The 26,431-nt window shown below is 62.6% G+C and carries 26 protein-coding genes; 18 read left to right on the top strand and 8 right to left on the bottom strand.

What is annotated here, in order from left to right:
- Positions 1-9 precede the first annotated feature (9 nt).
- The 5 genes from JJC00_RS24930 (at position 10) to JJC00_RS24910 (ending at position 4,600) form a co-directional block, all read left to right on the top strand.
- On the top strand, positions 10-969 hold the full coding sequence (locus JJC00_RS24930; protein WP_200468538.1) for a fatty acid desaturase: 960 nt from the start codon (positions 10-12) through the stop codon (positions 967-969).
- A gap of 289 nt (positions 970-1,258) precedes the next feature.
- Complete coding sequence (locus JJC00_RS24925; RefSeq protein ID WP_246773908.1) at positions 1,259-2,167, top strand: NrtA/SsuA/CpmA family ABC transporter substrate-binding protein; 909 nt, start codon at positions 1,259-1,261, stop codon at positions 2,165-2,167.
- Positions 2,164-2,943 carry an ABC transporter permease gene (locus JJC00_RS24920; protein ID WP_246773907.1) on the top strand — a complete coding sequence of 260 codons (780 nt, stop codon included), beginning with the start codon at positions 2,164-2,166 and terminating at the stop codon, positions 2,941-2,943. The genes JJC00_RS24925 and JJC00_RS24920 overlap by 4 nt, the downstream gene beginning before the upstream one ends.
- On the top strand, positions 2,931-3,806 hold the full coding sequence (locus JJC00_RS24915; protein ID WP_200468537.1) for an ABC transporter ATP-binding protein: 876 nt from the start codon (positions 2,931-2,933) through the stop codon (positions 3,804-3,806). The genes JJC00_RS24920 and JJC00_RS24915 overlap by 13 nt, the downstream gene beginning before the upstream one ends.
- A 68-nt stretch (positions 3,807-3,874) precedes the next feature.
- Positions 3,875-4,600 (top strand): Crp/Fnr family transcriptional regulator, encoded by a 726-nt coding sequence (locus JJC00_RS24910; protein ID WP_200468536.1) that lies wholly within the window; start codon positions 3,875-3,877, stop codon positions 4,598-4,600.
- Here the strand turns inward: JJC00_RS24910 and atzF are convergent.
- The gene (gene atzF, locus JJC00_RS24905) at positions 4,597-5,979 is read right to left on the bottom strand and encodes an allophanate hydrolase (protein WP_246773906.1); all 1,383 of its coding nucleotides are present in this window, start codon (positions 5,977-5,979) and stop codon (positions 4,597-4,599) included. The two genes, JJC00_RS24910 and atzF, sit on opposite strands and share 4 nt — an antisense overlap.
- 516 nt (positions 5,980-6,495) lie before the next feature.
- A complete protein-coding gene (fdhD, locus tag JJC00_RS24900; RefSeq protein WP_246773905.1) occupies positions 6,496-7,320 on the bottom strand; it encodes a formate dehydrogenase accessory sulfurtransferase FdhD in 825 nt (274 codons plus the stop codon).
- 119 nt (positions 7,321-7,439) lie between these two features.
- On the opposite strand from fdhD, the gene JJC00_RS24895 reads away from it, so the two are divergent.
- The 7 genes from JJC00_RS24895 to JJC00_RS24865 all read left to right on the top strand — a co-directional run bounded on the left by JJC00_RS24895 (position 7,440) and on the right by JJC00_RS24865 (position 14,677).
- A complete protein-coding gene (locus tag JJC00_RS24895) occupies positions 7,440-9,761 on the top strand; it encodes an FdhF/YdeP family oxidoreductase (RefSeq protein WP_200468535.1) in 2,322 nt (773 codons plus the stop codon).
- A 27-nt stretch (positions 9,762-9,788) separates the two neighbouring features.
- Positions 9,789-10,223: a PPC domain-containing DNA-binding protein gene (locus JJC00_RS24890; RefSeq protein ID WP_200468534.1), complete on the top strand. Its 435-nt coding sequence runs from the start codon at positions 9,789-9,791 to the stop codon at positions 10,221-10,223.
- 14 nt (positions 10,224-10,237) lie between these two features.
- A complete protein-coding gene (locus tag JJC00_RS24885) occupies positions 10,238-10,429 on the top strand; it encodes a hypothetical protein (protein WP_200468533.1) in 192 nt (63 codons plus the stop codon).
- A 121-nt stretch (positions 10,430-10,550) separates the two neighbouring features.
- Positions 10,551-10,829 carry a hypothetical protein gene (locus JJC00_RS24880; RefSeq protein ID WP_200468532.1) on the top strand — a complete coding sequence of 93 codons (279 nt, stop codon included), beginning with the start codon at positions 10,551-10,553 and terminating at the stop codon, positions 10,827-10,829.
- Between the two features lie 112 nt (positions 10,830-10,941).
- Complete coding sequence (locus tag JJC00_RS24875) at positions 10,942-11,667, top strand: gluconate 2-dehydrogenase subunit 3 family protein (RefSeq protein WP_200468531.1); 726 nt, start codon at positions 10,942-10,944, stop codon at positions 11,665-11,667.
- A gap of 9 nt (positions 11,668-11,676) precedes the next feature.
- Complete coding sequence (locus JJC00_RS24870) at positions 11,677-13,455, top strand: GMC family oxidoreductase (protein ID WP_200468530.1); 1,779 nt, start codon at positions 11,677-11,679, stop codon at positions 13,453-13,455.
- Positions 13,456-13,522: 67 nt separating this feature from the next.
- Entirely contained in the window at positions 13,523-14,677 is a 1,155-nt protein-coding gene (locus JJC00_RS24865) for a c-type cytochrome (RefSeq protein ID WP_246773904.1), read from the top strand.
- 3 nt (positions 14,678-14,680) lie between these two features.
- Here the strand turns inward: JJC00_RS24865 and JJC00_RS24860 are convergent, their stop codons facing one another.
- The 5 genes from JJC00_RS24860 to JJC00_RS24840 are packed head-to-tail and all read right to left on the bottom strand — an operon-like array spanning position 14,681 to position 18,515.
- Positions 14,681-14,956, bottom strand: coding sequence for a cytochrome C oxidase subunit IV family protein (locus JJC00_RS24860; RefSeq protein ID WP_200468528.1), 276 nt, complete (start codon positions 14,954-14,956; stop codon positions 14,681-14,683).
- Positions 14,953-15,597 (bottom strand): cytochrome c oxidase subunit 3, encoded by a 645-nt coding sequence (locus JJC00_RS24855; RefSeq protein WP_200468527.1) that lies wholly within the window; start codon positions 15,595-15,597, stop codon positions 14,953-14,955. The genes JJC00_RS24860 and JJC00_RS24855 overlap by 4 nt, the downstream gene beginning before the upstream one ends.
- The gene (gene ctaD, locus JJC00_RS24850) at positions 15,590-17,197 is read right to left on the bottom strand and encodes a cytochrome c oxidase subunit I (RefSeq protein WP_200468526.1); all 1,608 of its coding nucleotides are present in this window, start codon (positions 17,195-17,197) and stop codon (positions 15,590-15,592) included. Before ctaD ends, JJC00_RS24855 begins: the two co-directional genes overlap by 8 nt.
- The gene (locus JJC00_RS24845; protein WP_200468525.1) at positions 17,194-18,135 is read right to left on the bottom strand and encodes a cytochrome c oxidase subunit II; all 942 of its coding nucleotides are present in this window, start codon (positions 18,133-18,135) and stop codon (positions 17,194-17,196) included. Before JJC00_RS24845 ends, ctaD begins: the two co-directional genes overlap by 4 nt.
- Before the next feature lie 26 nt (positions 18,136-18,161).
- On the bottom strand, positions 18,162-18,515 hold the full coding sequence (locus tag JJC00_RS24840) for a hypothetical protein (RefSeq protein WP_200468524.1): 354 nt from the start codon (positions 18,513-18,515) through the stop codon (positions 18,162-18,164).
- Between the two features lie 119 nt (positions 18,516-18,634).
- Here JJC00_RS24840 and JJC00_RS24835 point away from each other — a divergent pair, with 119 nt between their 5' ends.
- From JJC00_RS24835 to JJC00_RS24810, 6 genes are read left to right on the top strand one after another with little or no spacing between them, the layout of a single operon-like run.
- Entirely contained in the window at positions 18,635-19,291 is a 657-nt protein-coding gene (locus JJC00_RS24835; RefSeq protein WP_200468523.1) for a cytochrome c3 family protein, read from the top strand.
- A complete protein-coding gene (locus tag JJC00_RS24830) occupies positions 19,288-22,173 on the top strand; it encodes a TAT-variant-translocated molybdopterin oxidoreductase (RefSeq protein ID WP_200468522.1) in 2,886 nt (961 codons plus the stop codon). Before JJC00_RS24835 ends, JJC00_RS24830 begins: the two co-directional genes overlap by 4 nt.
- The gene (gene nrfD / locus JJC00_RS24825) at positions 22,170-23,525 is read left to right on the top strand and encodes an NrfD/PsrC family molybdoenzyme membrane anchor subunit (RefSeq protein WP_246773903.1); all 1,356 of its coding nucleotides are present in this window, start codon (positions 22,170-22,172) and stop codon (positions 23,523-23,525) included. The genes JJC00_RS24830 and nrfD overlap by 4 nt, the downstream gene beginning before the upstream one ends.
- The gene (locus JJC00_RS24820) at positions 23,518-24,048 is read left to right on the top strand and encodes a DUF3341 domain-containing protein (protein WP_200468521.1); all 531 of its coding nucleotides are present in this window, start codon (positions 23,518-23,520) and stop codon (positions 24,046-24,048) included. The genes nrfD and JJC00_RS24820 overlap by 8 nt, the downstream gene beginning before the upstream one ends.
- Entirely contained in the window at positions 24,045-24,575 is a 531-nt protein-coding gene (locus tag JJC00_RS24815) for a c-type cytochrome (protein ID WP_200468520.1), read from the top strand. The genes JJC00_RS24820 and JJC00_RS24815 overlap by 4 nt, the downstream gene beginning before the upstream one ends.
- On the top strand, positions 24,572-25,678 hold the full coding sequence (locus JJC00_RS24810) for a hypothetical protein (RefSeq protein ID WP_200468519.1): 1,107 nt from the start codon (positions 24,572-24,574) through the stop codon (positions 25,676-25,678). The genes JJC00_RS24815 and JJC00_RS24810 overlap by 4 nt, the downstream gene beginning before the upstream one ends.
- On the opposite strand, the gene JJC00_RS24805 is transcribed toward JJC00_RS24810, so the two are convergent.
- Complete coding sequence (locus JJC00_RS24805) at positions 25,620-26,375, bottom strand: SCO family protein (RefSeq protein WP_200468518.1); 756 nt, start codon at positions 26,373-26,375, stop codon at positions 25,620-25,622. The genes JJC00_RS24810 and JJC00_RS24805 overlap by 59 nt on opposite strands.
- Positions 26,376-26,431: the final 56 nt, after the last annotated feature.

The raw sequence follows: 26,431 nt of genomic DNA, 5'->3' as shown, positions 1-26,431 counted from the left end.
TCTACGATCATGAGCAATGCCATCACTGCCACCGGAGAGAAGCCGTTGACTCCGGCCATGCTGCGCGAGTTGTCGGCGCGGTCCGATTGGCAAGGTCTGGTCCGTGCGGCCAGCCACTACGGCGTCATCGTCGTTGTCGGCGTGCTGATCTGGCTGGTCTCGTCGCGATACGGAATCGTCTGGGCGTTGCCGCTGGTCGTCGTCCAAGGCTACTTTGTAGCATTCCTATTCATGGTGGTCCACGAGACCGCCCACAAGACGGCGTTTCGCAGCCGCGCGCTTAATCTCGCCTTCGGTCATCTCTCCTCGTTCGCGGTCGGCTTGCCTTACGAATATTACTGCCTGTTCCACTGGGATCATCATCGCTATACGCAGGATCCAAAGAGGGATCCGGAACTGCTGTCGGTGCCGATCCCGACCTCGGACGCGCAACTGGTGGTCGTGTACAGCGGCTTGCGGCAAGTTGCCTTCCGGGTGCGGCTGATGCTTCGCCATGCGTTGACTGGAAACGCCACGTCGTCCTGGATTCCGGAAAGCAAACGCCACATCGTCGTGACGGAAGCGCGCCTCCATCTGGCAGGCTACGTCGCGCTGCTGCTGGCGTCGGTCGCACAGCACACCGTGATCCTGTTGTGGGTCTGGGTCGTCCCCGTGATCGTCGGTCAATTGTTTCTGCGGCCGTATCTCCTTGCCGAACACACTGGTTGCGATCGCACGCGCAGCGCCTTCCAGAATACCCGCACCACCTATACCGCCATGTTCGCGCGCTGGTTTGCATGGAACATGCCCTATCATGTCGAGCACCATGCCTATCCTTCGATTCCGTTCCATGCGCTGCCGAAACTGAACCGGATCGTCGCCGATCAGATCGTCTACCGGTGCCCGGGCTACATCGCAGTGACGCGGCAGACGTGGGCCTGGTTTCGCCGCGCACGCAACGGCATCGAAAGCCCGATCGGTTCTGATTGAATCGGGATCAGGCTTGGGCGCCCAAGGTGTGAGCAGCTTGATGAATTTATTGCCCCGGTCGCAGTCGGAAGCTGGTCTGCTTGCGCAAAAATTGGACAGCGTCGGGCCTTGTCGATTAATTGCTTCACGGTCTCCCGTCTTCAGACGACCCTGTCGTCACGGTCGATCACTCCGGTCGCCGGCATCAGAGGGTTGTGGCATGCGATTAACAACTGGTCTTCGCTCTGCCGTGTTCGTGCTATCTGCGTCCTTCCTGTTTGCGACGTCTGAGCGCGCGACAGCCGAAGAATTGCTGAAGGCGCAGCTCGCCCAGAATCTTGGGCCGATCTCGGGACTGACGATTATCGCCAATGCGAAGGGCATTTTCGTCAAGCAGGGGCTCGAGATTTCGGTGTCCAATTTCACCAGCGGGAAGCAGTGCCTCGATACGGTGCTCGGGGGAGGGGCGGATATCGCAACAACCGCCGAGGCGCCGGTCACGGCGGCCGCGATGGCGCAACAACCGATCGCCTTCGTGGCGGGAATGGAATATTCGGATCTCAAGACCATGACCGCAGCTCCTGCCGGTATCAAGACGAAGGCCGATCTGCGTGGAAAGCGAATCGCCTTTACGGCCGGAACCGGCAGCGAAGTGTACACGTCGGTCCTGTTGAAAGCGGCGGGCCTGACTTCGAAGGACGTGACGCTCGTCAACCTGCGGCCTCAGGAGATGCTTCCCGCCATGGCGGCCGGCAGCATCGACGCGTTCGATACCTGGGAGCCGCACGTCGCGAATGCGAAGAAGGCTCTTGGCGAGGGCGCGATCCCGCTTGAGACCAAAGGTCTCTACTCGGAGACCTTCAATATTGTCGTTACGCAGTCTTACCTCGCGGCCAATCCGGCGATCGTCAGCAAGTTCCTGGCGTCCCTCATCGAAGCCGAGGGCTGGCTCAAGGCGAATCCGGGTGAAGCGATCGACGTCATCGCCGCAGCGACCGGGATGAAACGCGATGAATTGGCTTCGATCTGGCCAGACTATGTCTACCACGTGCGCCTCGACGACAAGCTTCTCGCGACTCTGAAAACCCATGCCGCGTGGCGGCTCGAGACCGGCAATCATCCCCCTGGAGCGAGCATGCCCGATTTCTCGAAAGTCTTGGTGACGGCGCCGCTGAAGGCCCTCGATCCAGCTCGCGTCACACTGGAGGCGCGCCCGTGAGCGTCGGGCGAGGCAACAGTGCGAGCGCGACCGCACGGCTGAGCGTACTGGTCGCCGTCCTCTCCGTGCCCGCCTTCACAGGCGTGTGGGAACTGGTTGCACGCTCCGGCATCGTGAACGCCGTGCTGTTTCCGCCGCCATCGACCGTCGCTGTCGCCATTCTCGAATGGATCCGCAGCGGACAATTTTTCGGCGACCTAATGGCGAGTCTCTCGCGTGTGGCCGGAGGATTTGCGATCGGGGCCGCGGGCGGGATCGTGCTCGGCGTCCTGACTGGCCGGTTCCGGCTGGTCTCTAGCCTGCTTTCACCTTTGTTTCACATCCTTCGTCCAATTCCTCCCGTCGCCTTCGTGCCGATCGTCATCCTTTGGTTTGGCCTCTCGGAGACAGGCAAGCTCTTCCTGGTCGTTTGGGGCGTGTTCTTCACGGTATGGCTTGCGACCCACATAGGGGTGCAGAAGGTCGATCCCGGACTTATCCGTGCCGCCCAGATGCTCGGCACGCCGCAGCCGCAGATGCTGTGGGAGATCGTCCTTCTTGGCGCGCTGCCCTATATCACTGTCGGTCTTCGGACCGCGGTAAGTATCTCCTTCTACACGCTGGTCGCCGCCGAGTTGGCGGGAGCGTTCGCTGGGATCGTTTATCGTATCGAAATTGCGCAACAGAACATGCAAACGGGTCAGGTCATGGGCGGGTTGGCGGCTCTCGGGCTGCTTTCCTTCGTCGCCGACCGTTCCTTCGCGACTCTTGCCGAACGTGCCGTGTGGTGGCGATGACCTCGAGCTTGCTTCGTCCAGACCAGCCGCTCAGGCTCGTGGATACGCACTCGCCTTCCGCCCCGGCGCGTCAGGCGATCATCCGGGTCGAAGAGTTGAGCATCGTCTTCGATGTGCCGAGCGGACAGGTCATCGCGGTCGATCGCGTATCCCTGGCGGTAGCCCAAGGGCAATTCGTCTCGATCGTCGGTCCATCCGGCTGCGGCAAGTCCACGCTCCTGAATGCGATGGCCGGCCTCGAGCGGCCGTTTGAAGGGCAAGTGCTCATAGCCGGCGAAGTAATGCTCGCGCCACGGCCCGAGATCGGGATGGTCTTCCAGCAGCCACATCTGTTTCCGTGGAAATCGGTGCGCCGGAACATCGCACACGGGCCGCGCGCCCTCGGCAAGCCGAAAGCGGAGGCGCTGCGGATTGCCGACGACCTTATCGAGATGATCGGACTGACCAAGTTTGCGTCGGCATATCCGCACACGCTCTCTGGAGGCATGCAGCAGCGGGTCGCGATTGCCCGTGCCCTCGCCAATCAGCCGCGCGTGCTGTTGATGGACGAGCCTTTCGGAGCGCTGGATGCGCAGACCCGGGCGGTCATGCAGGACAATCTGCTCGAGCTCCGCGAGCGGATCAACGCAACAATCGTCTTCGTCACACACGACATCGATGAAGCGATCCTTCTCTCTGACCGTGTGCTGATCATGAGCGCGGGGCCAGGCCGCATTCTCAAAGATCTCCAGGTGAACCTGCCGCGACCGCGCTCCAGCGCCATCGTCGCGGAGGCTGCCTATCTCGCCCTCAAGCGGGATTGCCTCGACCTGATCCGGTCGGAAGGCCGCAGGGCCTTCGAGCAACTGGAAATCAGTACATAAGCGCCTGACGACATGCTCTGGCATGGCTCTTGAATGGTTTTTCCTTGCGGCGGCAAGGGAGCGAGCAGATGTCAGCGGCAAGTCTCAGGAACACGACCGGCATCATGCTGGCGGGATCGGATGCTCTGGTCGGGTCGCTGCCTGGCTTGTTGGATCCGTTGTGTGAGGCCGACCGGCGTCGTATCCTCGCCATCGGCCGCGAGGAGGTCCTGCAGGCAGGCAAGCATGTCTGGCGGCAGGGTGATCTGCAGAACGGCATTTATCTGATCAAAGAGGGGCGTATCCGCAGCTACTACGCGGCTCCGTCCGGACGTGAGGTGACGCTGGCCTACTGGTTCGCTGGCAATTTCGTCGGTGGCCCGGATCTGTTCGGTACTGGTGCCCACGTATGGTCTTCGGTTGCGGTGGAGCGGAGCCAAGTGACGTTTTTGTCCGGCCCAGCCCTACGCGCGCTAGCGCTTCAATCGGCCAGTATCGCGGTCGCGCTGCTGGATGCACTCGCCTTCAAGGCACGGTGCTACTCGGCCATGGCGCAAATGCTGGGGACCCGCTCGGTTACCGAGCGGTTGCATCGTCTGTTAGTCTTCCTCTCGAATATCTACGGCTCGCAGCAAGGCCGTGAGATCGTAATCGGGATCCCGTTCACGCATGGTGATCTCGCTAATCTGATCGGCTCAACTCGCCAATGGGTTACGGTGCAGCTTTCCCGCATGCAGGCAAGGGGCGTCATCCGTTATCACCGAGGCCTGATTGTGATTCTCAATCTACGCGCTCTCGATCTCGAAGTCGTCTAAGACGGGGCCCTCGGATGTTCTTTTAGATCGAACAGTGCGGTCTTCGCATCGGGCAACCATCGCTCGGCAAGGTCGAGAAGAGCATAGTCACGCCACGCAGGCGCTAGCAAAGTGATGCCCATCGGCATGCCGTTGCCGAGCGTTGCGTTGGGAACTGCCACCGCGCACAAGTCCACGAGATTGGCAAAATAAGAGTAATAACCGAGGCGATTATTCAGCGTGATAGGATCTTCCATCATCTCTGAAATCGTGAAGGGTCGTGGCGCGGTAGGTACCACCAAGACATCGATCTCTTCGAAAAGCGATTGGACCTGGCGTCGCAACTTCAAAAGCCGATGTTGCGCGGCGAACGCATCTATTGCGGAAAACCGGGCAGCTGCGTTCAGTACGTTGCGGGTGACTTCAAGCAGTTCTCCATGATCGATGTCGAGGAGCTCACTGATCGCCGCATAACGTTCAGCAATCCAAGGCCCTGAGAAGAGCATTTCGCCGGCTTCGGCGAAAGGCGTGAAGTCAATTTGTCTGGCTTGGCCTCCCAGTCCCGAAAGCCTCGCGCAGGCCTGCCTGTAGAAGTCGTTACATTCCGGCATACCGAATGAATTCAGATGACCGACAGAGACCTGGCCGAACCGGAATTTGCGAGGAGATGGGGAGGACGAGCCAATCTGTTGGCGGCTAAAAGGATCGGTGTCGTCGAATCCTTCGATCAACCCGAGCAGAATTCGACCTTCGGCAATGGAATTGCAGAAAAGCGAGGGACAATCGAGCGTCGGACAGTTCGGCACAAGCCCCCGAGATGAGATGAGGCCGACAGTTGGCTTGATCCCGATGATCCCATTGAAGCCTGCGGGAATCCGGCCGGAGCCGCCGGTATCTGTGCCGAGAGCGAAGGCAATATGGCCGGATGCTACAGCAGCGGCCGAACCGGAACTCGAACCGCCGGAAATATACAGATCGTTAGCAGCGCTGGAACAGGTGCCATAGGGGGAGCGGGTGCCGGACAGTCCGGTTGCGAATTGATCTAGATTGGTTTTGCCAAGACAGATCGCACCCGCGGCCGTCAATCTCTCGACGCATCTAGCCGATTGCGCAGCCACATATTCGAATGACGGACAGGCTGCTGTCGTTGGCATGCCCTCAACGTCAATATTGTCCTTGACGCCGAATGGCACGCCAAGAAGTGGCAGGACTTCACCCTTTTCCGCTCGCTGCGCAAGGGCATCAGCCTCGGCCAGCGCTTCTTCTATGGGCCGCACATAGATCCAGCAGTTGCGGCGCCGGTCCCGTTCGATGCGCTCGTAGGCGATTGTGATGATGGAGGCTAACTCGGCAGGAGAACGTGGAGGTCGGCTCTGCGCGGATAAGATAGCTTGCGGCACGGAATAAGCTCCTGAGGGGCATGACCCCATAAATATGAAGCTGCTGCCCAGCAATGAAAGCAACTAAGCGCCTCTGCCGCACGGGCGGGACTCGAACCTGCAACTGGACCGTTATGAGCGGGAGGATATCGACCAATTTCATTGATTTTACTGCGCTTTTCGTGGAGTTCGACCACGTTCGCTGCGCTTCGTGTTTCTGGTACGAAACTGGTGCGGCGCAATCGAAACCTGGACTTAGGGCATGTGCCTTCTGTTCGTGATAACGTGAGAACGCAAGTCAGTGCCGGCGAACGACGGCAAGCGAATTCCCTACGCCATCGTACCGGATGATCGCGGCGGCCTGTCAAAGTCAGCGTCCACCCGGTTCGCAATGCGCTATCGGTAGCGAGCCAAAGACGTTCATGGAAAAGCAAGCCGGGCGAAAAAGATCGTGAGCTTCTTCGAGCGTCTAGAGACAGGGAAACTTGAGACTGAATTGCTGCTTCGGTCGTTGTCGGGATTCCGTCCGCATCAATATCAGGCGACTCCGTCAAAATGGCTGAATATCTCGAACTCACGCCCGCGAGCGACGCCGACCAGCGTGATGCCGCTGGTCTCGGCCGTCCGGATTGCAAGTGCGGTCGGCGCTGAGATCGCGATGATGTGGCCGGCGCCGATCGCGGCAGTCTTCTGCACCAACTCGACCGATATCCGGCTGGTTAGGATAACGGCGCCGGAATGTCCTGCTATCCCTGCCGCTGCGAGGGCGCCGGCGAGCTTGTCGAGCGCGTTGTGGCGGCCGACGTCTTCACGGACGACCAGGTTGGCGGCGCCGGGCGCGAAGAATCCGGCGGCATGGGTCGCGCGCGTCGACTGGCCGAGAATCTGCGACGCGGCGAGCCGCTCGATTGAGGAGCCAATCTGTTCGGGAGTGAGCTTGATCCGCCGCTCCACGGGACGAATGGCCGCGCTGGCCTCGCGCAGGCTTTCGATCCCGCACAGGCCGCAGCCGGTTGGCCCGACCAGTCGCCGCCGCCGCTCTTTCAATCGCCGTCCAGCCCTCGGCCGCAGCCATACGCGCAGCTCGATGCCGTCGCGACCAGGAGCGACCGTGAGCTCGGCGATTTCGCCCACATCCTCGATAATCCCTTCAGTCAGACTGAAGCCGATTGCGAAGTCGGAGAGATCGGCGGGCGTCGCCATGAGGACCGCCAGCGTCGTGCCGTCGTAGACAAGTGCGACCGGACACTCCTCGGCCAACATGCGCTGGTCAAGCGTTCGGCCTGACGTAAGCCTTGGCATGCTGGTGGAAGCGGGGCGCGCAAGCACGCGGTCGCGCTGGCTGAGCTGTGAGTCGTGCATGAGGTTCGTCCTAACGCCGGTCTATCGACGCGCGATGCGCGCCAAGGTTCCGAAGTCTTAGGAACCAGCGAGCGCTTCTCAGGTTTTTCGGTGCGGGGCTTGCAGTTGAAGGACCCACCATGCGGCAGAAAGCCAAAGTCGAAAATTACAACGCTCCCGCCGGCGGCTGGGGATCGCTCAACGCCGTCGTTCATATCCTGACGCAGGAAGAGGTTGCCCTCCTCGGCAGCGAGATCCTGCTGAAGCAGAACAAGCCCGGCGGTTTCATGTGCGTGAGCTGCTCCTGGGCCAAGCCGGCAAGCCCGCATCCCTTCGAATTCTGCGAGAACGGCGCCAAGGCGACCGCATGGGAGGTGACAGGCAAGACCGTCGCGCCGGAGTTCTTCGCCCGGCATACGCTTACCGAGCTGCGCTCCTGGTCCGATCATCAATTGGAAGAGCAGGGGCGGCTGACCAATCCGATGCGCTATGATCCGGTCAGCGACAAATACGTCGCGGTGGACTGGAGCGAGGCATTTCGCGAGATCGGCGCGGAGCTGAACAAGCTGGATCCCCATTCGGTGGTCATGTACACGTCCGGCCGTGCCTCGTTGGAGGCCAGCTACATGTACCAGCTGTTCGGCCGGATGTACGGCACCAACAATTTCCCTGACAGCTCCAACATGTGCCATGAGACGACTTCAGTGGCCCTGCCTCAGGTCATCGGGGTTCCGGTCGGCACCGTGCAGCTCAAGGATTTCAGCGACACCGATTGCATTTTCTTCTTTGGTCACAACACCACGACAAATGCACCACGGATGCTGCATCCGCTCCAGGAGGCAGCCCAGCGCGGTGTGCCCATCGTGACCTTCAATCCGCTCCGGGAGCGGGGCCTCGAGCGCTTCGTCAATCCGCAAAACCCGCTGCAGATGATCGCCGGCGGCACGCGCATCAGCACGCAATATCATCAGGTTCGCGTCGGCGGCGACGCCGCGGCGATCGCCGGGATTTGCAAATCGGTGATCGAGTCGGACGATCTGGCACAGGCGAACGGGAGGCCGCGTGTGGTCGATGTCGAGTTCATCGCCCAGCATACGGCTGGTTACGAGGAGTTCGCCGCGTTCTGCCGCGCGCAGGACTGGAACGAAATCGAGCGCGCATCGGGCCTCTCGCGCATGGCGATGCTCGAGGCGGCCAATATCTATATGGCTGCCAACGCGGTGATCGTCAATTACGGCATGGGCGTTACCCAGCACAAGCACGGCGTCGAGACGGCCAAGATGATCGTCAATCTACTGCTACTCCGTGGCAACATCGGCAAACCAGGCGCGGGCATCTCGCCGATCCGCGGTCATTCCAACGTCCAGGGCCAACGTACGGTCGGCATCTCCGAGAAGACAAAGCTCGTGCCGCTCGACAGGCTCGCCGAACTCTACGGCATTGAGCCGCCACGCTGGGATGGTCTTTCGACGGTGGATGCCTGCGAGGGCATCTTGAAGGGCGACGTCCGTGGCTTCGTCAGTCTCGGCGGCAATTTCGTGCGCGCGATCCCAGAGCGCTCGCTGATGGAGCCGGGCTGGTCTGGCTTGCGTCTGTCGGTGCAGATCGCGACCAAGCTCAACCGCAGCCACATCGTGCCGGGCGAGGTGACCTATCTCCTGCCATGTCTCGGCCGCATCGAGATCGACGAGCAGGCCAGCGGTGCGCAGGCCGTGTCGATGGAAGACTCAACCGCATGCATTCACGGCTCGCGCGGGCAGCGCAAGCCGGTGACCCGGCATGCCCTGTCGGAACCTGCGATCATCGCCGGACTTGCCAAAGCAACGCTGAAGGCAAACCCTAAAGTCGATTGGGACGGCTGGATCGCCGATTATTCGCGCGTCAGGGACGCCATCGAGCGCACCTATCCCGACCAGTTCAAGGATTTCAACAAGCGCATGTTCGAGCCCGGCGGCTTTCCGCGGCCGCTGGCGGCGCGCGAGCGCAAGTGGAAGACGCCGAATGGCAAGGCCAACTTCACCGTGCCCAAGTCGGCGTTCGCGCCGCCAAAGGAGAGTGATGGCGTCTATGAGCTGATGACCATGCGCGCCGACGGGCAGTTCAACACGACGATCTACACCGAAGACGACCGCTTCCGCGGCATCGAAGGCAGCCGTTACGTCGTGCTGATGAATCCGGCCGATATGGAAGCGGACGGGCTGAAATCCGGAGACACCGTTACGTTGGTGACGGAGGCCAATGACGGCGTCGAGCGCAGCCTGAGCGAGCTCCAGGTCGTGCCCTATGACATCCCGCGCCGGAGCATTGCCGGCTACTATCCCGAATGCAACGGGCTCATTCCCCTGTGGCATTACGCGGAAGGCAGCAAGGTGCCGGCGGCAAAGTCCGTTCCGGTGCGGCTCTTCAAGGATGTACTGCCCGAGATCATCGAGGGCGGCGAGATGCCGATCTCGGCCAGCTAATAGGCGTCACAACAGCGGGACTCTGGCATGAAATCGAAGATGATCAACGACGGCGCGGAGCGGGTCTTTGTTCTGATTCTGGATCAGGGCGAGGAGGCCTTCAAGGCTATCACCGAATTCGCCGATCGCGAGAAGGTCACGGGTGCTTCGGTCTCGGCGATCGGCGCCTTCTCGCAGGCGAAGGTCGGCTGGTTCGATTTCGCGGCCAAAAAGTACAAGCCGATCGAGGTCGGCGAGCAGTGCGAGGTGCTGAGCCTGCTGGGCGATGTCGCGCAAGGCGATGACGGCAAGGCCAGCCTGCATCTTCACGCCGTGCTGGGTATGCAGGACGGCACGCTGCGCGGCGGCCACCTTCTGTCCGGCTCGGTCAAACCCACGCTCGAGGTCACGATCACGGAGACCGTGGTTCACCTGCGCCGCAAGAAGCGGCCGGACCTTGGCATTGCGCTGATTAGCATCTAGCCGGCGGAGGCAACATGTACGCGCTTTTTGAAGGTGAAAGACAGATCGGCAGCCCGTTTGCCACGGAGAAGGAGGTCTGGGAGGCCGCGTTGATCGAAGGGCTTGTCACAGACGTTCCGGTTGCAGACGAGGAGGGCGGTCGTCTGCTGCCGGCCGGCTATCACGTCCAGGAGGTCGATGAGGGGACCCGGCCTCCGGGCGGATGAGCTCACGACCCGTCGCTAATGCCGCGTTGCGCAATGCGTTGCCGGAGCGCGATACCCGGAACGCCGGCCGTTGCTGGTCGTTGAAGAACCAAACCAACGTCAAACCAACATGGAGGCTTCAATGAAGACCTTGGGATTGATCGCCGGAACCGCGATGGTGATGGCCACCGCCCTGTCGCCCGCGCTCGCACGCGACTATTGCGACACGCATCGCTGCTATCACCGCGGACCCGTGGGCGCCGCGGCCGATACCGCCGCCGGAATCGCCGGCGCGGCGATCGGGACCGCCGGTGCGATCGCCACCGCCCCGTTCCGGGACTCGTACGCCTATGATCGGCCGGACTGCCGCCCGGGAATGTGGTTCCGCGGTCCGGATGGACGACGGTACCGCTGCCGGTAGTGGAACCTTGCTCGCGCGATTGTAACGACACGCGATCCGACCAAAGGCGAGCCATCGCATAGGAACATCCAAATCCGGCTCACGTTGGCGACACGGGCTTGATGAATGTTCCATGCAGCGCAGAACGTTTCTCACACTCGCGGCCTGGCTTGTCGGAACGACCTCCCTGACGCGCGCGACCGTGATCCACAATCGTGTGCCGTGGGCGCCGCATCCGAACTCTGCGCCAGAGATGGTGCGGCCGGGTCCGTGGCAGTTCTTTACTCTTGATGAAGCTCGCGCGATGGAAGCGATCGTCGATCGCATCATCCCGCCCGACCCGGAGACGCCTGGCGGCAAGATCGCCGGCTGCGCCGTCTTCATCGATCGCCAACTCAAGGGACCGTACGGCTCTAACCAGGGTCATTACACGCTTGGACCGCACACCAAAGGCACCCAGGAGCAAGGCCCGCAATCGGCGCTGACCCATGCCGAGCTCTATCGCAACGCGCTGGCCGCGCTCGACAAGCATTGCAAGTCAACCCAGGCCGGAAAATCCTTCGCGGAGCTCGAGGCGGCCGCACAGGACGACGTGTTGCGGAAACTCGAGTCAGGCGAGGTCAAGTTCGAGACGGTCGATGCGAAGGGGTTCTTCTCCGCCCTGTTGAAGGACGTGCCGGAAGGCTTCTTCGCTGATCCCATTCACGGCGGCAACATCGACATGGTCGGATGGAAGATGATCGGCTTTCCCGGCATCCGCTACGACTATCGCGACTGGGTCAATCGCCACAACGAACGCTATCCGCATCCGCCCGTGAGCATCGCCGGGCGCGCGGATTGGACCCCTGCCAAATCGTGAGCGCCGCACATGGCCCGTAAGCTCCCGCGGAAGGACGTCGTCATCGTCGGGCTGGGCTGGACCGGCTCGATCATGGCCTACGAGCTCGCCGACGCCGGGCTCGACCTGATTGCGATCGAGCGCGGCCCGTGGCGCAATACGGCGACGGACTACCCGCCGGGCTACGCGGCTGACGAGTTGCGCTACCGCATCCGTCACGAGCTGTTCCTGAGCCCGAGCCAGACCACCTTCACCTTCCGCCACAAGATGAGCGAGGCCGCGCTGCCGATCAGAAGCTGGGGTGCGTTCATGCCGCCGAACGGCGTCGGCGGCGGCGGGGTGCACTGGAACGCGGAGACGTGGCGCTTCCTGCCGTCGGATTTCGTGCTGAAGACGCATCTGACCGAGCGTTACGGGGTAAACTTCCTGCCCGAGGACATGACCATCCAGGACTGGGGCGTGACCTATGACGAGCTCGAGCCGCATTACGATAAGTTCGAATATCTCTGTGGCACGTCCGGTCAGGCCGGCAATATCAAGGGCACGATCATGGACGGCGGCAACCCGTTCGAGGGACCGCGCGCGCGGGCCTATCCGAATCCGCCGCAGGATCAGCCGTTCGGCCATGCGCTGTTCGGCAAGGCGGCGCGCGATCTCGGCTACAAGCCGTTTCCGCAGCCCTCCGGCAACATGTCGCGGCCGTACCAGAATCCTCTCGGCGTTCGGCTCGGGCCATGTACCTATTGCGGCTTCTGCGAGTGGTTCGGTTGCGGCAACTATTCAAAGGCCTCGCCGCAGACCACGGTGCTGCCAGCGCTAGTGCGCAAACCCAACTTCACGGCCCGTGACAACAGCGAGGTCACGCGGATCAATGTCGACAGCTCCGGCAAGCGCGCCACCGGCGTGACCTTTGTCGATGCCGCGGGTGACGAGTGGGAGCAGCCCGCCGACCTCGTCGTGCTCTCGGCCTACACGATCTTCAATGTTCAACTCCTGCTGCTGTCAGGCATCGGCAAGGCCTATGATCCCGCGGCCAACACCGGCGTGATCGGCCGCAATTTCACCCACCAGACCACCTCCGACGTCGTCAGCTTCTTCGATCCGGCAAAATTCGTCTTCAATCCCTTCATCGCCTCCGGCGCGATCGGAATGTGCATCGACGAGTTCAACGGCGACAATTTTGACCATGGTCCGCATGGCTTCGTCGGCGGCGGCTACATGGGACATGTGCAGACTAACGGCCGGCCGATCGAAACCACGCCGGTGCCGCCGGGCACGCCGCTCTGGGGCGCGGCATGGAAGAAGGCCGTCAAGGAGAACTATCAGAGCGCGATCAAGCCCGGGACCGGCGTCCATGGTAGCATGTACAGCTACCGCGACGTCTATGTCGATCTCGACCCCGCCTACAAGGATCGCTTCAACCGGCCGCTGGTGCGGATCACCATGGATTTCCACGACAACGAGATCAAGCAGAACAAATTCCTGACCGACAAGTTCGCTGAGATCTTTCAGGCCATGGGCGCAAAACAGGTCCACAAGGAATACCGCAAGGCGCCCTACGACATCACAAAATACCAGACGACGCATCTCTGCGGCGGCGCGATCATGGGATCCGATCCCACCACGAGCGCGCTCAACCGCTTTCTCCAAAGCTGGGACGTACCCAACCTGTTCGTGCTGGGCGCCAGCGCGTTTCCGCAAAATGCCGGCTACAACCCGACCGGAACGGTTGCAGCGCTCGCCTATTGGACGGCCGATGCGATCCGCTCCAAATATCTCAAGAACCCGGGGCAGCTGATCAATGCGTAGGGCTGCACAACTTGCGCTAGTGACGCTCACACTTGCCGCAGGCGTGGGCGAGGCCACGAGTGCGGGCTTGCAAGATTTTTCGTCCGTCGAGCGTGGGCGCTATCTGGCCACAGCTGCCGATTGCGGCAGCTGCCATACGATCCCGGGCAGCGATCATCCCCTCAGCGGCGGCCGTCCCATCGAGACACCGTTCGGCGTGCTGGTCGCGCCCAACATCACGCCCGATCGCGAGACCGGGATCGGCGCCTGGAGCGACGATGAATTTGACGCGGCCGTGCGCAAGGGCGTGCGCCGCGACGGCAAGCGGCTCTACCCGGCCATGCCGTTTCCCTACTTCGCGCGGATGACGCAAGAGGACGTCAAGGACATCCGCGCTTATCTGTCGACCATCGAGCCCGTCCACAACCCCGTGGCCGTCAACCAGCTGCCGTTCCCGTTGAACCAGCGGATGGCGATGACGGTCTGGGACACGCTCTATTTCACGCCGGGCGAGTTCAGGGAGCAGCCGGACAAGTCAAAGCAGTGGAACCGCGGCGCCTATCTCGTCGAGGGCCCCGGCCATTGCGGCGCCTGTCACACCCCGAAGACGGCTTTGGGCGGCGACATGCCCGACAAGCGACTCCAGGGCTACACGCTCCAGGGTTGGGCTGCACCCGACATCACCAGCGGGCAGGGGCCGCTCGCGGACTGGTCAGCCGATGATCTCGCGCAATATCTCAAGACCGGCCACAACCGGTTTGCTGCGGCGGCTGGTCTGATGGGGGAGGTCGTTGAGCTCTCGACATCGAAGGTCAGCGACGACGACGCCAAGGCGATGGCGACCTATCTCAAGGGTCAATCAGGACCAAAGCCGGCAGCGGACAGCGCGGCGGAGTCCCATGTCATGGCGGCGGGTGGTGCGATCTATCAAGACCTCTGCTCTGCCTGTCACAAGTCGGACGGATCAGGTGTTCCCAATCTCATTCCGGACCTTGCTCATGCCGCAACCGTCAGCACGGGAGACCCTACGACGGTTCTGCGCGTGATCCTTCAGGGCGCGCAGAGCGTGGCGACCGATCAGGAGCCGACCGGCCCGGCGATGCCGGCGTTCGGCTGGCAATTGAACGACGCACAGGTCGCGGCGGTCGCGACCTATGTCCGCAACCATTGGGGCAAGGCGCCGCCGGTCAGCGAAGATGAGGCGAAGAAGGAGCGCGCGCAACTCGACGCGAGAACCAACTGAGCCTCACGTCCGCGTCAGGAAATCCATGGACCCCAGCCATAGCAGGATGCCGAGCCAGAACAGGCCTGCGCCCGCAAAAATGAGCGTGAGGCCGCTGCGATGTCGCAGTTCCATGAAGATGGCCGCGACGAGCATGGCCTTGATTGTGCCGATGCCGAGCGCCACGACGGCGTTGGCGGCCCCAAGCGGGGCGTAAGCCAGCGTCACGGTCAGCGCCAGCAAGGCCAGCAGGCCAAGCCAGGCTCCGACGAGGGCAAATGGTGGCCGCCATTCCGTCATGACGAGGACCGTCCCGGCAGGTAGATCAGCGCGAACAGGAAGATCCAGACCACGTCGACGAAATGCCAGTACAGCGCCGCGCTGTGCAGCGCCGTATGATGGCGCGTCGTCGGTGCCTTCCGGCAGATGACCGCAAGCGTGATCAGCAGGCAGATCCCGATCAGCATGTGCAGGGCGTGGATCGCGGTGGCGACGAAGTAGAAGACGAAGAACAGCTGGACACCGTTGGCCTTTGGTCCGGCCAACTGGAAGTCGATGCCTGGGACAAGATGTTCGTCATATTCCCTGCTGTATTCGATGCCTTTGAGCATGATAAAGACAAGACCGAGACACGCCGCAGCGATGAGCAGCCATGTCACGATTTTGGCGGTGACGGGCGAGAAGATCTCGACAGCCCACGCCACCAGAAAGCTCGATGTCAGCAATACCGCCGTGTTGGCCGTCCCGATCACGATTTCGGTGTGCCGGCTGCCCGCGGCGAAGCCTTGCGGAAAAGCGTGCCGGTAGACGAAATAGGCGAGCACCAGGCCGCCGAACAGAAGCACTTCGGTCGCGATGAACACCCACATGCCGAGTTCGGCCGTGTGATCTCGATGGGGTATCGAAGCGTATTGCGGCGCGAAGGCGGAGCGCTCAGGCATTTTGTGGCTCCGCCTGGAAATGCTCGTTGTATTGATACGGCGCGCGCGTCACCACGGGCTGGCTTGCAAAGTTGAACTCCGGTGGCGGCGAGGAAGTCTGCCATTCGAGGCCAGGCGCGTTCCAGGGGTTTGCCGGCGCGCGACGGCCATGGAAGGCGGAGTAGCCGAGATAGAACAGCGGCATCAGATAGGCGACGGCAAGGATCGCAGCGCCTCCGGACGACAATACGTTCCAGACCTGAAACTCCGGGGGATAGACGTGGTAACGACGCGGCATGCCTTCGGCGCCGAGGATGAATTGTGGAAAGAAAGTGAGGTTGAAGCCAAAGAAGATCAGCACGGCGGCGGTGCGTGCCCAATATTCGGAATAGAGCCGGCCGGTGATTTTCGGCCACCAATAATGCAGGCCGCCGAAATAGGCCGTCACCATGCCACCGACCATGATGTAGTGGAAATGCGCGACAACGAAATAAGTGTCGGTCGCATGCACATCGAAGGCGAGGCACGCCAGGAACAGGCCGGTGAGGCCGCCGATCGTGAACAGGCCGATGAAAGCCAGCGCATAGAGCATGGGTGCATCGAAATGGATCGAGCCCTTGTGCAGGGTCGCGGTCCAGTTGAAGACCTTGATCGCGGAGGGCACCGCGACGATGAAGCTCATGAAGGAGAATACGAGGCTTGCGACCAGCGACTGGCCGCTGACGAACATGTGGTGGCCCCAGACCAGGAAGCCGACCGCGGCGATGGCGACGCTGCACCAGGCGACGAACTTGTAGCCGAACACTTCCTTCCGCGAGAAGCAGGAGACCAGCTCATTGATCACCCCCATGCCCGGCAGGATCATGATGTAGACCGCGGGATGCGAGTAGAACCAGAACAGATGTTGAAACAGCAGCGGGTCGCCGCCGATCCTGGGATCGAAGATGCCGACGCCGAAGAAACGTTCCGTCGCCATCAGCAGCAGCGTGATCGCGAGCACCGGTGTCGCCAGCACCAGGATGACTGATGTTGCGTACAGCGACCACAGGAACAACGGCAGGCGGTACCAGGTCAGTCCGGGCGCGCGCAGGCGATGGATGGTGACGATGAAATTGAGGCCGGTCAGGATCGACGAGAAGCCGGCAATGAAAACGCCGGCGGCGGCGACGATCACATAGCTGTTGGAGTACAGCGTCGAGAACGGTGTGTAGAAGGTCCAGCCGGTGTCGACGCCACCGGCGAGGATCGCAAACAGCGTGATGCAGCCGCCGAGCATGAAGATGTACCAGCTCATCAGATTGAGCCGGGGAAAGGCCAGGTCTCGCGCGCCGATCATCAGCGGGACCACGAAATTGCCGAGCGTGTTGGGGATCGACGGGATCAGGAAGAACCACACCATGATGATGCCGTGCATGGTGAAGAGGCGGTTGTAGACATCGGAGCTGACGAGATCGGCCTGCGGCGTGGCGAGCTCGATCCGGATTGCGGTCGCGGCCGCGCCTCCGATGAAGAAAAAGAAGATCAGGCTCGCGAAATAGAGGATCGCGATCCTCTTGTGATCCGTCGTCAGGAACCAGGATCTCAGCGTGTAGTCGGTGGTGAGATAGTTCTTGTCGCTCATGATGGGTGCCCTGCGAGCGATTTGATGTAGATCACGAGCCGCAACAGCTGGTCCTCGCTGACCTTGCCCGCGAACGAGGGCATCAGCGGCTGATAGCTTGCGACCACCTGGCTGCGCGGCATCAGGATGGAATCCCGGATGTACTTGTCATCCGCGATCACGGTGGTGCCGTCCGAGAGCGGCACCGGCTTGCCGTAGAGGCCTTCGAGCGGAGGCGCGCGGATCGTGCCGCCACCACCGTGACAACCGCTACAGCCGAGTTCGCGGAACAGCTGGCCGCCTTCGCTCGCTAGCGGACTCGACGGTGCCTGTTGCGTCAGCCAGTTGGAGAAATCGGCCGGCTCCATCGCGACGATCTCGCCGATCATGCCGGAGTGATCGGTGCCGCAATATTCGGCGCAAAACAAATGATAGTGGCCGGGCTTGTCGACCTCGATCTCGAGGTCCTGGTAGCGGCCTGGGACCACATCATGCTTCAGCCGAAGGGCGGGAATGAAGAAGCTGTGAATGACGTCCTGCGAAGCCATCACCAGGCGGACGGGGCGTCTGACCGGGATATGCAGCGCGTCGATTTCGGACTGGCCGCCCGGATGCTGCGTCTTCCACATCCACTGCTTCGCCACGACGAACACATCGTGCTCGTCCGCGGGCGTGCGGTAGATCTGGAAATAGACGCTCGCGCCCCAGACGAAGAGGCCGAGGAAGCAAACGGACGACGCGGCGGTCCAGCCTACTTCCCAGTGCCAGCTCTTCTTGACGCGATGGTCTCGATCGGTCCGGTTTCCCGCGCGATAGCGGGTGCAAAACAGCACGAGCAGAAAGAACAGCAGCGCGAGCACCAGCGCGCTTGCGATCAAAAGGCCGGCGAACAGCAGATCGACGTCGCCGCCATGCGGCGATAGCCCGGGACGCCAGAACGGGATCCACTGGCGCCACATCTAGGGCAACCCCGATCGGAGCGCGCTCATTGAGACGGCCATCCCGGCAGGCCTTTGCGCAGGAGAATATCGACCGCCCGATCGATCGGGATGCGGACTTGTCCTCGACTGCGATCGGCCCAGCCGTAGCCGCGCTCGATTTGCGCTTCCTGCTGTCGTGTCGCCAGAAGCGTGGCCCGAGGCGTGACCTCGAGCGGTGGCGCACTGGACCTCGTTGCGGGACGGCTCGCGGGCGTGATGCGGCTGGTGGACGGCGGGAACAGCCAGGGCAGCACGAGCGGAGTGATGACGACGAAAGTCGCAAGGCCTCCTGCGAGCCAGCCGGCAAGGCGAAGTCCGACGTCCGACCGCTCATAGTCGACGTGGTTGGTGTCCGCCATGGTGCTGTCCTCGATCGCGGCGGGACAATGCACGCTCTTGGATTGTGTTCCTACGTTAGGAACCAACGCTCGGGGATCAGATTGTCGACCGGACAGCTCGCTCTCAGGTCACAGCGAGAATGGCTCAAATATTCTCACCTGTGGCGGACACGTGGATTCGCCTGTTCGTGATCGGCGCCCTGTCGCTTGCCGGCGGCAGCATCGTGGCCGCTGTCGGCTTCGCGCATTCGGCATACATGACAGAGACCGACATTCGTCCGCATCAGCCGGTGCCGTTCAGCCACCGCCACCATGCCGGGGAACTCGGTATCGACTGCCGCTATTGCCACAACAATGTCGAGGCCGGCCCGCAAGCCGGCCTCCCGCCGACCGAGACCTGCATGACATGTCACTCCCAGATATGGACCAACGCGTCGATGCTGGAACCGGTGCGAAAGAGTCTTGCCAGCAACACGCCGATCCCATGGACGCGCGTCGCAAAGCTGCCCGACTACGTGTTCTTCCGGCACGACATCCATATTGCCAAGGGCGTCGGCTGCGAAAACTGCCACGGCCGTATCGACCAGATGGCGCTGACCTATCGCGCCAAGCCGTTCACAATGGAGTTTTGCATCGATTGCCACCGCGATCCTGCCCCTCATCTACGTCCGCTGGATCACATCACGGATATGGCGTGGACGCCGCCCGCGGATGCGCGCAGGGAGGGCGACGCGATCGCCGCCCATGAAGGCATTCGCTTCGGCGAGCTCACGCATTGCTATGTGTGTCACCGATGAAGCGCCGCATCGACCATCAACCGGCGAATGGGCCGCGCGCGTGGGCAGGGATCGAAGAGCTGTCGGACGATCCCAGGTTTCGCGCCTTCATCGACGCGGAATATCCAGCGGTCCATGAATTCTCCAAGACCGCGCGTCGCGAATTCTTGAAGCTGATGGGCGCATCCTTTGCGCTGGCAGGGCTGACTGGGTGCGAGAAAAGCTCGTTCGTCACAGCGTTGCCTTATGTCGACCAGCCGGCGAGCGAGACCATCGGCCTGCCGCGCTATTATGCGACCGCAGTGCTGTTCGATGGTTACGCGCAGCCGGTGATCGCCACGGCTCATGCGGGGCGGCCGACCAAGCTCGACGGCAATCCCGGGCACCCCGCAACGCAGGGCCGCAGTGACATCTTCATGCAGAGCGCGGTGCTGCAACTCTATGATCCCGACCGTGCGGCCGCGCCGGCGCGACACGGCGAAGCGGTGAGCTGGAGCGACGTGGAGTCGGCGATCGGCATGATGCGCGAGAACTGGCGCACCGACCAGGGCGAGGGCGTCAGGCTGCTGCTGGGGCCGGCGACGTCGCCGACGTTGCTGCGCCAGATCGATGCGTTCCGGAAGCAATTTCCGAAAGCGCGCGTTCACGTCCACGCCGCCACGGGACGTGAGGCGAGAAGGCAGATCACGGCCGCGGTCTACGGGCAGCCCATCGATCTCCACTACGGACTTGCGGACTGCGATGTCGTTGTCGGGCTCGATGATGATTTTCTGGGACCGGGGCCTGATCAGGTGCGCAATGCGCTGGGTTGGGCGCAAGCGCGGCGGCGGTCCAGCGATCGGCCGGGCAACCGGCTGTTCATGGCGGAGAGCGTGCCGACGGCAACCGGTGCCTTGGCAGCGCATCGACTGATCGCCGACGCAAGGCGGATGCCTGTGATCGCGGAGGCGCTGGCAAACGCGCTCGGTGTGGCCGGCGCATCGAAGCCGGACGTGACCGAGACGGAAGCGAGCTGGATTGCGCGCGTGGTCGCGGCCTGCGAGGACCGGGCGCGGCGCTCGCTGTTCGTCTCGGGCCTGAGCGGCGGCGTGGCCGCGGCGGTCTGGGTTGCGCGGATCAACCAGCAGTTCGGCAATGCCGGCCAAACGCTGAAGCTGACCGCGCCGATCACAGGACCGGCTGATGCAGCAACGCTGGCCGACCTGGTGTCCGATATCAATGCGGAGCGCGTCAGCTCTCTCCTCGTGCTCGATTGCAACCCCGTCTACAGCGCACCCGGTGAACTCAATGTTGGGGATGCCATCAAGCACGTTCGATCCTCGCTTCATCTCGGCCTGCACCGCGACGAGACCGGCGCACTCTGCGAATGGCAGCTTCCCCTTGCGCATCCGCTGGAGAGTTGGAGTGACGCGCGCGCCGTCGATGGCACCGCGACCATCCTTCAGCCCGTCATCTCACCATTCTATGATGTCAGATCGGTGCATTACATCCTGGCGAAGCTGCTTGGTGAGGTTGATCAGGCGCCGGACGCTGCAGTTCGCGAAACCTGGCGGGCAAGCTTTGGCGACGCGTTCGAGGCGCGATGGAAGCAAGCGCTGCACGACGGCTTCATCGCCGGGGCGGCACCGTTCGTCACCGCGTCTCCCACAAGCGACGCGATTGCGACCCCAAACAAGACGGGGGGCTTCGACATCGTGTTTCAGCCGGACCCGACGGTCTGGGACGGCCAATTCGCCAATGTCGGCTGGCTTCAGGAGCTTCCGAAGACGCTGACGACGATGACCTGGAGCAACGTGATCGCGGTGAGCCCGGCGCTGGCAAAACGCTTCTCGGCGGCCAATGGCGATCATGTCGAGGTGACGGTCGGTGCGCGCCACGTCGAGGGCCCGCTCTGGATCATGCCGGGCCAGGCCGACAATACGGTTGCGCTCTATCTTGGCTATGGCCGGACCCGCGCGGGACGGGTCGGCGACAATCTCGGCTACGACGCCTACCGGGTGCGGCCCCGGGCCGAACCGTGGCTGGCGCAGGGAAGCCTGCGCAAGCTCGAGACCCGCGAAGATCTCGCAGTGACCCAGCTGCATCATCGCCTCGACGGCTTTGATCTCGCCCGGGAAATCAGTCCAGGTCAGGTCGAGCGCGCCAAGCCCGAGCAGGCCAGTCTTTACGCTCCCTGGCCGTCGTCGAAGAACGCCTGGGGCATGGTGATCGATCTCGACAGTTGTATCGGTTGCAATGCCTGCGTGACGGCGTGCACGGCCGAGAACAACGTGCCCGTGGTCGGCGCGGATCAGGTCAGGGCCGGCCGAGAGATGCACTGGTTGCGGATCGCGCGCTACTACACCGGCGACGTCGCGGAGCCGCGCAGCTTCTTCGAGCCGGTGCCGTGCATGCATTGCGAGGACGCACCTTGCGAGATGGGCTGTCCGGTCCATGCGACGACGCATAGTCCTGAAGGCGTCAACCAGATGGTCTATAACCGCTGCATCGGCACGCGGACATGCTCCAGTTACTGCCCCTACAAGGTGCGGCGCTTCAATTTCTACGACTATCGCCGGCCTGCCGATTCATCGGAACATGCCGCTCATAATCCCGATGTCACCGTGCGCTCGCGCGGCGTCATGGAGAAGTGCACCTATTGCACCCAGCGCATCGAGGCGGCGCACGTTGCTGCGGACAAGGAGAACCGTCCGATACGTGACGGCGAGGTGGTCACCGCCTGCCAGCAGGCCTGTCCCACCAAGGCGATCGTGTTCGGCGACATCAACGACCCGAATTCGGAGGTCTCGCGGCTCAAGCGCGACGGCCGGCATTACGTGCTGCTCGAGGAGCTAGGGACGCGGCCGCGTACGACTTATCTGGCGCGCTGGCGCGACGATGACACGGAATCGAGGTCGGGATGAGCGAGCCATCCGACATCCTGCCGACGCGCCAGAGCATGGGCGGCATCGCCGAGCAGCTCACCAGCATTCCCCTGCATTTTCCGGCCGACCGGCGCTGGGTGATCGCGATGACGGTCGCGAGCGCGCTGCTCCTTTTGCTGATGGTTTCGGTGGTCGAGCTGTTCACGCGTGGCGTCGGCATCTGGGGCATCAACATTCCGGTCAACTGGGCCTTCGCCATCCACAATTACGTCTGGTGGCTCGGCATCGGCCATGCCGGCACGTTGATCTCTGCGCTGCTGCTGCTCACCGGCAGTGAGTGGCGCAATTCGCTCAATCGTTTCGCCGAGACCATGACGCTGTTCGCGGTGGTCTGCGCCGGTATCTATCCAATTCTGCATCTCGGCCGGCCCTGGTACGTCTACTGGATGTTTCCCTATCCGGCGACGATGGGCGTGTGGCCGCAATTCCGCAGCCCTTTGGAATGGGACATCTGGGCGGTGCTGACCTATTTGACGGTCTCGCTGGGCTTCTGGTACACTGGTCTGATCCCTGATCTGGCCGCGGCACGTGATCGCGCAACGCGGTGCGGCTGGCAGATTTTTTTCGGCATCACGGCGCTCGGATGGCGCGGGTCGGCCAGGCACTGGCAGCGCTGGCAGCAGGCGTACCGTTTGACCGCCGGGCTCGCCGTGCCGCTGGTCGTCTCCGTCCACAGCGAGGTGTCGTTGTTGTTCGCGGTCGGGCAGATCCCGGGCTGGCACTCGACGATCTTTCCGCCGTACTTCGTGCTGGGCGCGGCCTTCTCCGGCTTCGCGGTCGTCTCCATCATCGCAGTGTCGCTACGTTCCTGGTTCGGGCTGAAGAACCTTGTGACCGACGATCATCTCGATGTGCTGGGGATGGTGCTGCTCGCGACCGGCCTGATGACCGGTTACGGCTATGTATTCGAGGTGTTCGACGCGATCTATTCGGGTGAGCCTCACGAAATACAGACGCTGGTCGATCGTTTCGCCGGCGCCTACGCCTGGACCTATTGGGGTGCCGTCATCTTCAACTTCATCCCGCTGCAGGCGCTATGGCTGCGCAGGGTACGGCGGAGCGGATGGATGCTGCTCTTGATCTCGGCGTCCGTCGTGGTCGGAATGTGGCTCGAGCGCTACATGATCCTGGTCACCAGCCTCTATCGCGATTTCCTGGTCTCGTCGTGGAGCCACTTCACGCCGAGCTTCTGGGACTGGTCGACTTATTTCGGCACGATCGGGCTGTTCCTCGTGCCGTTCCTCATCGCCATCAGGCTCGTTCCCATGATCTCGATCTTCGAGAGCAAGGAGCTTCTCCACGAAGAGAAGGAGGAGCATCAGCATGGCTGAGCAGCTCTATGGCGCACTGGCGGAATTCAGCACACCGGAGGACCTGCTGGCGGCAACGCGCAAGGCGAGGGAGGCCGGTTACCGCCATCTCGATGCCTTCACGCCGTTCCCGGTCGAGGGGCTGGATCGCATCTTGCGGTTTCCGCGGCCGACTATCTCCTTCATCGGGCTCGGCGGCGCCATCACGGGCGCAAGCACCGCGCTCGCCATGCAGTTCTTCACGAACTACGACTACCCGCTCAATGTCGGGGGACGTCCGATCTATCCGGTCTCGGCCTTCGCGGTCGTGACTTTCGAGCTCACCATCCTGTTCTCCGCCCTCGCCATGCTGTTCGGGATGCTGTGGCAGAACGGGCTGCCGCGGCTCAGCTATCCCGTGTTCAACGGCGAGCGGTTTCACCGCGCCAGCAAGGATCGCTTCTTCCTGTGCGTGAGCGCGGACGACGCCAGGTTCGATGCAAGCGAGACGCTGGCCTTTCTCAGCGGGACCGGCGCGCTGTCGGTGGAGCTCGTGCCGGAATGAACAGGTGGCTGACCATCGTTGCGCTTGGCGGTCTGCTCGCCGGCTGTGACCAGAATATGGACGAGCAGCCGCGCTACAGCGAATACTCGCGCGCGCCGCTGTTCCGCGGCAGCGTGCTGCGGCGACCGCCGGAAAACACAGTCGCACGAGATGATCTGGAGCGGGAGAAGGCAAGCAACACGAAGCCCGTGCTGTCGGCCGAACTGCTGGCGCGGGGGCGGGAACGCTTCGGCATCTTCTGCTCGCCATGCCATGGTGCCGGCGGCGACGGAACCGGTATGGTCGTCCAGCGCGGCATGCCGCGCCCGACGAGCTATCACGACGATCGGTTGCGCACCGCGGAAGATCAATACTTCTTCGACGTCATCACCAACGGCCATGGCGCGATGTATTCCTATGCGGCCCGCGTGCCGCCAGCAGATCGCTGGGCGATCGTGGCCTATATCCGCGCGCTTCAGCTCAGCCGTCAGGCTTCGCTCGACGACGTACCGGCGGACGAACGTGCCAGGCTGGAGAGCCAGCCATGACAATTCGCAGCGCGAGGAGGGTGGTGGCGGCGGTGTCGGGTCTGGTCCTGATCGCCGGCTTCGTTTTCGACGTCAGGTCGACCACGGCGGCCTATCTCGTCGCCTGGAGCGCCTGGGGCGCTATTCCGATCGGAGCGCTGATCGTCTTCATGACCAGCTATCTGGTGCGCCGGCGCTGGACCGAAACGCTGCACACAGTGTTCGTCGCAACCACTGGCATCCTGCCCGTCGTCGCGCTGACCTTCATTCCTATCCTGCTGTTCACAAGGGAGATCTATCCGGCAATCGCGGACGGCTCCTCATTGCCGCCGTTCAAGGCGCGCTGGTTCATGCCGTGGTTCTTCCTGCTGCGGACCGTGCTCTATTTCCTGATCTGGATCGCGCTCGCCCAATGGCTCAGGCGCGCCTGGCGCAACGACGAGGCCATGGTGCGCGCGGCGTCGGTCGGATCGATCGTGTGGACTCTCACCGTCTCGTTTGCCGGGATCGACTGGCTGGAATCGCTGGAGCCGGAATTTCACTCCTCGATCTATGGTCTGATCTTTCTCAGCTTCCTGCTGGTCGATGGCACCGCGTTTGTCATCGCGGCCGGCCTGTTGTCGATGCGACAGATCGGCCCGAGCCGCGGCTATAGCGGCCTGTTGCTCTCGGCGCTGCTGCTGTGGTGCTATCTCCACGCCATGCAGTACATCGTGATCTGGTCGGGCAATATCCCCAAGGAGGTCACCTGGTATCTGGCGCGATCGGAGAACGGTTGGCAGTTCGTCCTCGCCGCGCTCTCATTCGGGCAGTTCGTCTTTCCCTTCTGCGCGCTGCTCAGCAGCCGGGTGCGATCGGACCCGTACTGGCTGCTGGCGCTGTGCGGACTGACGCTGGCGATGCGCTGGCTCGAAGCCGCGATCCTCATCCTGCCGGCAATTCACGGGCTGTCCGTGACGGTTACGGGCGCAATGCTGATTGCGGCCGGGCTCTGCCTCGGCACGATCTTCTGGCTGGCATTCGACGCGGTTCTCACGCGGTCTGAGGAAAAGGAACCTTTGGGCGCTATCTGGTGGCGTGCTCGCGCCGGAACAGAAGCCCGATCAGCAGGACAAGGACGATGACGCTGACGGAGGACGTCGCGATCAGCAGCCGCCGCGCGGCGAGCGTATAGGTCCCGCGCGCGGGATCGAAGCCGTAGCAGAGTAGATGAATCTGGTCGCTCCAGCCGCCGACGTGACCTTGGCCCGCCTCGACCAGCGCAAGACGCAGGCTGGCGGCATCGACCGCAAGAGCCGAGAGCGCGTGGGAAATCCGCCCGTCAGGCGTCACGACGAAGGCGGCGGCGGGATGGGCAAATTGGTCATGCTCGCGATCGTAGACCGGCCGCACGCCGAATGCGTCGGTTAAGGCGTTAACATCCGGTGCAGCCGTCCTCAGGAACACGCTGTGTTCAGAGAGCCCGTTCCTTGGGCTCAGCTGCGCATTCTTCATGGCCAGCGCCTGGGTGGCGGTGTCCTTGGGATCGAAGCCGACAACGATGAGCCGAAAATCCTTGCCGGCGCTGAGGCCAGTATCGGCCAGCGCGTTCGACACGATCGAGATCGCCGGCCCGCACAGGGTTTCGCAAGTGTAGTCGGCCAGGATCCAGATGGTCGGGACGGCCCCGAGCCAGCTCGCAAGCGGTGCGGCGCGATCGTTCGCATCGCTGAGAGGCAGCTGCATGGGAAGCTGTGCGTTGACGTGTGGCGCGAGGGCGGTCTGTTCGAGCTGCGAAGCGGTGAGAGCTGCCTGTGCCGGCGAGAGTGTGGCCCAGGCCATGAGCGCGATGATCCATCCCGCGGCTGTCGCCCAGGGCCGCCTTGTGGAGCTGGCGA

It is taken from the genome of Bradyrhizobium diazoefficiens (assembly GCF_016616885.1).
Taxonomy (GTDB): Bacteria; Pseudomonadota; Alphaproteobacteria; order Rhizobiales; family Xanthobacteraceae; genus Bradyrhizobium; species Bradyrhizobium diazoefficiens_F.
The sequence above is the reverse complement of the archived record's forward strand: the minus strand, read 5'-3'. Positions and strand labels throughout refer to the sequence as shown.